General features: G+C 68.0%; 1 protein-coding gene (running past one end of the window). It reads left to right on the top strand.

Annotated features, from left to right (window positions below; genetic code table 11):
- Nucleotides 1-84: 84 nt before the first annotated feature.
- Nucleotides 85-6,920, top strand: partial view of a sigma-70 family RNA polymerase sigma factor gene (locus tag AB4Z47_RS20060; RefSeq protein WP_441952809.1) — the 5' end (the start) only. It continues 55,366 nt past the right edge of the window; only the first 6,836 of its 62,202 coding nucleotides appear in the window; it begins with the start codon at nucleotides 85-87; the stop codon falls past the right edge of the window.

Here is a 6,920-nt window from a genome sequence, read left to right as displayed (position 1 = left end):
CCGGTTGCCCGTCGTCATGGCGGGTGGATTGTCGGTGACGAGGCGATCGCTGCGTGGGCGGTGCGGGTTGCTGGTCGGGATGCGGTGATTCAGGGCATCGAACTCGACGAAAACCTCAACCCGATCGTTGAATTCGCCGAACGGCCGAGTGTCGGTATCAAAGGCCCGATCGGCGCGCCGGCGGCTGTGCCCGAGGCCGAGATGAGCCTCGAAGAGCTGGCGGCGAAGGCTCGTCAGGGTGACCAGGCCGCGCTGCGAGAACTGCGGGAGCGGTTCGACGACGCGGTTCGCGGGGGTCTGAAGACCAACAAGATCACCGACAAGAACGTGGCCGGGCGGCTACGGGAGCGGGCACACGACCGGATACTCGCTGAAACGCCACCCGACACCGACGATATCGCCGCCAATATAGGCAGTCTGGTCGGCTCGGTGGTCAAGGAATACCGACAGTGGCAGTCGTTCGCCGAGCGAGTGTGGGCAGCGTTCGCCCATCCGCATGTCCCCAAGGTCAAGGGCGGCCGGTTGGCCGGTGCCGCACCGGAAATCCTCGATACCGCTCTGGACCGGCTGACTCCGGAACAGCGGGGAATCCTGCGGGAGCTCTTCCCGCTGGACCGGGAAATGCCTGCGGAGCGGGTGACAGCGGCCCTGGAAGAGGATTTCGTCCGTGAGGCGGTCCGCGATTTCGTCCACGACGCGACGCTGTTGGCCAACCCGTATGCGCTGATGCGGGATATCGGCGATCTCATTCGGGAGGACACCCAGTACCCCGCTGTTCTGGAGGACGCCCGGTCCCCTGCCGTCGAGCCCGAGGAACGCCGGCGGTGGCAGTCGTTCACCGAACGAGTGTGGGCGGCCTTCTCGCATCCGAATGTTCCCGAGGTCAAGCGTGGCTGGCTGGCTGGTGCGCTACCGGAAATCCTGCAGTCCGCTCTGGATCGGTTGACTCCGGACCAACGTGAGATCTTCCGGGAGCTCTTCCCACTGGACCGGGAAGTGCCCGCGGAGCGCGTAGCCGCGGCCTTGGAAGCGGATTTCGTTCGCGAGGCCGTTCGCGATTTCGTCCACGATGTGCGGCAGTTGGTTGTCGGATTCGACGAACCTGTCGAATCCTCCGAGAACTGGCAGAGCAGGCGGGAAAACCAGATCGCCGCGCGCAAGGCGGCGGCAGCTGCCTCGGTGCAGGACCGGGTCGAATCCGAGCGGCTGGTGAAGCACATAGCGACTGCGATTCACGAGGCGTATCGGGGTCTGTACCGGCGGAAGGACGGCAGCTACTCCCCGCAGCTGCGCACCCGCACAGGCGAGCCGATCGGGAACAACACTCCGGAAAGCGAACTGGTCGATATCGCGAGCCTGACCTATGCGCTGCTGCCGCCGCATTGGCAGCTGAAGAACCGGATGCAGGCGCGGGAGGCGTTGCGGCTGGTGATGGCCGCCGAAGCGAACGGTGCGGATCTACGCTCCCCCACGGCGCTGGAGTTCATCGCCGCACAGCTGCAGGAGCAGTGGGTGGACGCGGAGGTGTTCGCCAGGCAGCTCGGCAAGAGCACCGCCGTGGAAGAGGCGAAGATCCGGCCGTTCGAAGGTTTGACCTCCGATGAGGAGCTCGCCGCCCCGGAACGGGCGAAGAGCATGACCGCGGCCCAGATGGCGGTCGAGATATTCGAACCACCCAGGCTGAACCACCTGGTCTGGCAGGAACGTCGGACGGAGGTGCTCGACCGGGTCGAGGACCTGGTGCGCTGGCACGGCTGGGGGGACCGGGAAGGCCCAGGCCGTGCCGATGCCTTGTTGGACGCCGATCCGAAGAAGCACGGGCGGGCCGCCAAGGCATTGGCTGCCACGCTGGACGCGATCTTCACCGACACCCCGCAGGCGCGGGTGGAGATGCGCCCCCGAATCGTCGGCGACGCCGGTGGCCGCCGACTGCAGATCGACCTCGAGCTCATCGGGGCGCGGCTGACCGAGGCACCGCTGGCCGCTGTCGCCGCCAATTCCGAACGGTGGCAGCGGGGGGAGAGCCACAACCGGCGGCGGGACACGCTGCGCTTCGAGTTCTTCGAGCGCCCTGCCGACGGCCGTGAAGCGCCCGGATTCGAGCAGCACGAAAAGGTCTTCGGAATCGGTCCGGATGTGCGGGAAGCGGACGTCCGGAAGATGCGGCACTGGCTGCGCGACTTGATGCGCAAGCGTGGCTGGACGCGAGACAGCGCCTACTACGCCACTGTCGCGCTGTCCGAATGGGGTGGTAACGCCTTGAATCACACCGACGGTCCGGTGAAGCTGCGTGCCACCTTCACCTCGGACCGGGTGTTGGTGGAGCTGTTCGATACCAGCCCGAAGTTCCCACCGGCACTGCCGCCCAGCACCAAGTCGGCGGCGCAGGAACAGCTCGACGCGGTAGCCGAGGGGGCCAGCCAGAAAGCCATCGATTCCGTCGTGCTGGACGCGAGTCTGGGTGTGACGCCGGTGGAATCGGTCGCGGAATCGGCCGTCGAACCCGCAGGGGATACTGCGGCGGAGATCGATCTGGATGCGGTTTTGCAGGGTCTGGGGGCTGCTGCGGCTGATTTCGGGGATGTGCCGGATGCCGTGTCGGTGGAGTCCGACGCCGAGCCGGCAAAAGGCCCTGCGGCCGAGATCGATCTGGATGCGGTTTTGCAGGGTCTGGGGGCCGACGCGGCTGATTTCGGGGATGTGCCGGATGCCGCGTTGGTGGAGTCCGACGCCGAGCCGGCAAAAGGCCCTGCGGCCGAGATCGATCTGGATGCGGTTTTGCAGGGTCTGGGGGCCGACGCGGCTGATTTCGGGGATGTGCCGGATGCCGCGTCGGTGGAGTCCGACGCCGAGCCGGCTGCAGATATACCGGCGGGTGAATCTGATTCGGACGCCACCCCGGAAGTGGCGGCGGAGCACCAAGAAGCACCGAAGACCGAGGAGGAAAAGCACGAACGGGGCCGGGGCAGGCGGCTGGCCATGCAGTTGTCGGACCGCGTCGGCGAATACCCGCTTGCCTCGGAGGAACACGAGCCCTACCGCAAGGTGATGTGGTTCAGCAAGTTCAAGGAGGACGACCCGCTGCCGCTGCCGGTGGACCCGGTTACCGGCGATGGATTCCCGGAACTCACGCCGCCGCGCCCGATCACCCTCGCCGACGAGGTGCTCGGCGACGAAGTGTTCTCCGAAGGCAGCGAGCTCGGGAAAATCTGTGGCCTGGAAGTGCAGCTGCGTTTCCAGGAACTGTTGGGGGCCAGGGGATCCCGGATCACCCCGGCGGAGTTCACCGACGAGCTGTTCCTGAACGGGATGACCGACGTGGACTTCGCGCGCGGCTTGGTCGCCGGGTGGCGCGATACCCCCTTCGGCCGCGGCGCCGCCGGGATGCAGGCCGCCTACGACGCGATGCATGCCGAGGGTCCCGACCGCCGCGGTGCGATCGCGGTGGTGGCGGACCACGGCGAACTCGGCGCACACGCCGCGATGTTCATGCGCGTCACCGCGGACCTACTGCAGGCGAACCCGGACCTGCTCTGGGATCACCCCATGCCGGCCGTCGGTGACCTGGTGGTGTTCGACAACGCGCACGGCGACTGGATCATCGGTGACGAGGCGATCCATGCCTGGATGCAGCAGATGGCCGCTGGTGACCCGGTGATCGAGGGCATCGAGTTCGACGGGGACCTCGACGCGGTCGTCGATGTCGACACCCGCCCGACCGCGGGCGTCGTCGGGCGGATCGGTGCCCCGGTGGACGGAGAGGACCCGGCGGCGACGAAGTTCGCGGATCTGACCCGCAGGCAGCATGCGATGCGTCTGCGATGGGGTCGGTTGCGCAGTTCCTATGAGTTGGCGCTGGCGGCTCTCGACTTGCCACCGGGGACGCCTGCCTCGGTTGTGGCAGCCGGCCTCGAAAACACCCCGTCGTCCGGATTGCGCAGTGCGGTCGAGGAATACGGTCGGGTGGACACTGCGCTGCGCGCGCTCGACGCGGCGGGCAGCCGGTACTACACCGGGATGCTGCATCAGGCAGAGGGATTGTCTTTCCTCGCCGAGGAAGCCAGGGCCGCCGACGTCGACATGCCGATCACGGTGCAGAACGCCCCGCAGATCCGGGAACGCGCGATCGAGCTGCATGACGCCGAGCGTCGGAGACCTGAGCCGCGGGTGGAGCGGATCCGGCAGCTGGAAAGGCTGATGGGGGCCACCTGGCTGCACGAAATCGACGTGTTGCGGGAAGCCGAAGCGGAATTGGATGCGGCACTGTCCGACCCGGAAGTGCCGGCCGAGTTCAGCGTGCCCGCCCCGATGGGCGCCGGGGTTGCGGATGGTGCCGCGGCATTGCAGACCTTGGCCGACCGGTACGGCTCGGATGCGGTCGACCTGGTCGACGAGCCGATCGCCCAGCTGTCCGACGCGCAGTTGCAGAAGCGGGCTCGTGGCCGGTTGCGGCGGGTGCCGAGCCTGCGTGCATTGGCCGAGAAGCTGCGCGAAAACGAGTCGGCGTTGATCGTCGAGAAGCATCCCGACGGCCGCACGGTGCGCTATGTCCTGGCGAGCGACAACGCCAGGGTGTACAAGACCGCGCGCCACCTCGGGCAGACCACGGCCTTCTCCACCTGGCGGCATTTCGACGACTATGTGCCGTTCGCCGTCGAATCCGAATACGACTCGCCGACACACGGTGCCCGGGCGGATGCCGTTCGGGTCTACGCCATCCGCTACGCCGCGGACGGCAGGGCGGTCGAGCCGCTCACCGATGACGCTCCGCTGGTGCCGGATTCGGAACTCGAACCGGTGCCGCACCGGTTCGAGGAATTCCTGGTGCTGTTCGCCGCGGTCGCGGAGCAACAGCGGGTCGCCGACGAAGTGGCCAGGTTGGCCGACCGGCTGGGGCTGACCTCGGAGGAACTGGAAGACACCGCCTGGCCGCGAACTCGGCAGAGATTGCTGGCAACTTTCACGGACTCCGCGGATGTGGAGCAGGCCCGGCTGACCGACCGCCTCATCGCTGCGGTGCCTCGTCTCGACGAGCTGACTCGGGACCTCGCCGACCTGCTGAGCAGAAACGGTCGCCGCCAGCGCGCGGTGCTGGCGCAGTATCTGGCCGAAGCCGACCTGCATGCCGCAGTCCGGGAACTCGGCCTGGATCCGGAACAGCTAGCGGCCCCGCAACTTCTGCATCGCGACCCGGCCGAGTTGACACCGCTGCAAGCCGCCCTGCACGACGCACAGGCGGAACTTCGGAAACAAGACTCGGTACTGGCCCGGATCCTGTCGAATCGGCCGACCGTCGAGGCGAGCGAGGTGCCGTCCTTCGACCTTGTCGCCGCCGTCATGACAGCTTTCGGGCTTGTCGGGCCGACGGGGCATCTCCGGAGCAGGACTGGTATCCGACTGATCGAGCGCAGGCCCGGCGACGGCCCGGTGCCCCTCTTCGAGGCCGCCGCCGCACTGGGGGCGCGGCCGCAGGAATTCGGCGACCACGAAGCCGTGGCGCGGGTGCTGACCGGGCTGCAGTCCGGTGCCTTGATGGTGGTGACCGAGATCTACCAGGGCACCGACGAGACGGTCAGCTACGTGGTGGTCAACCTCGGCGGCAAGCTCACCGTGATCGGTGGTAACGGCGCCCTCGTCCAGGGCTTCCCGCCGCAACCACGGCGCAACGGCCGCAAAACCACGCAGGCAGTCGTTTTCGACAACCTCGGCCGGCCGTTCCGCCCGCTGTCGCAGAGGGAACGGGCCCGGTTGTACGCGCTGGCGGTGCGCGCCGCCGAGTTGCGCCTGACCATGCGCGAGCATGCCGAGCAACTCGAAACGGCGGCGGCCGGGCTGGTCGCCGACCCGATCCGGGAACTGCGGTCGCCGGAACATCTGGACGCGGTGCTCACACAGCTGAGCAGGGGAGCCGACCCGGAGAAACAGCAGCGCATCGACGCTTTCGCCGCGGCCGCTCGACCGTATGTCGAGGTGCAGCAGCAGCGCGACACGGTCATCACCGAAGCCGAAGACCTGCTGCAGCACGGCGAGCAGTCTTTTGAGTATCGGGGGAATGCGGGCCCGACCGGGCCGGGGAGACTGCAACAGCTGCAGACCGATCGGGATGCGCTGGCCGCCGAAATCGGCGTGCCGTGGCAGGACGCTGCGCAGCTGCGCGATCAGGCGTGGCAGCAGCTGGCCGGGCTGCTCGGGTTGGATCCGGAACGAATCACCTTGCGCGCCCAGGTATCCGCTGCAGTCGCCCGGCTGGAGGCGGAACTGAGCAACCACGGCGAAGCCGGTCTGCCCGCGCTGGCCGAGGTGGCCCGCGGACCGGAATGGGCGGTGCGGCTGCGTGAGTGGATCGCGACGCACGCCACGCTGGCTGTCGAGGCCCGGACGCTGGCCGCGGCCGCCCGGGACGATGCCACGGATCCGCCGTGGCGTTCGGTCGCCGAGCGTCGGTGCGACGAGTGGGAAGACACGCTGTTCGAGCTGCTCGATGTGTTCGACGCGGACCAGGACTTGGAGCACCTGGACGTCGACCACCACGCTGTCGAGGACGCCTTGCGCAGGCTCGCAGACCTGGCGCAGCAGCCACAGCTGGGCGAGCTGGCCGATGCCGTGGCCCGGCTGGACGCGATGCAGCGGTTGGCCGATCTAGCCGACCAGGCCGAGGCCGACGAACTGGCGCGCAGGATCGACAGTGCGGTCCGGGAACGCGACCATGCGCGGGAGCTTCGCGACGACGCCATCGCCGAGTACAACACCGAGCACGACGCTGCCCCAGTGGATCTGCCCGGGCAACGGCAACTGCGTGAGCAGGCCGCCGAGCGGCTGCTGAGCGCGGTGGCAGCAACCCGACTCGCTCCGGAACTTGCCACGGCGACACCCCAGACACTGACCGGTGACCAGGCCGTCGCGCTGTTCCGGCGGTTGAC

Origin of the sequence: Nocardia sp. 2TAF39 (assembly GCF_052114905.1) — a bacterium.
GTDB lineage: Bacteria > Actinomycetota > Actinomycetes > Mycobacteriales > Mycobacteriaceae > Nocardia.
Note: the sequence above shows the minus strand (reverse complement) of the source record. Positions and strands in the feature narration are given on the sequence as shown.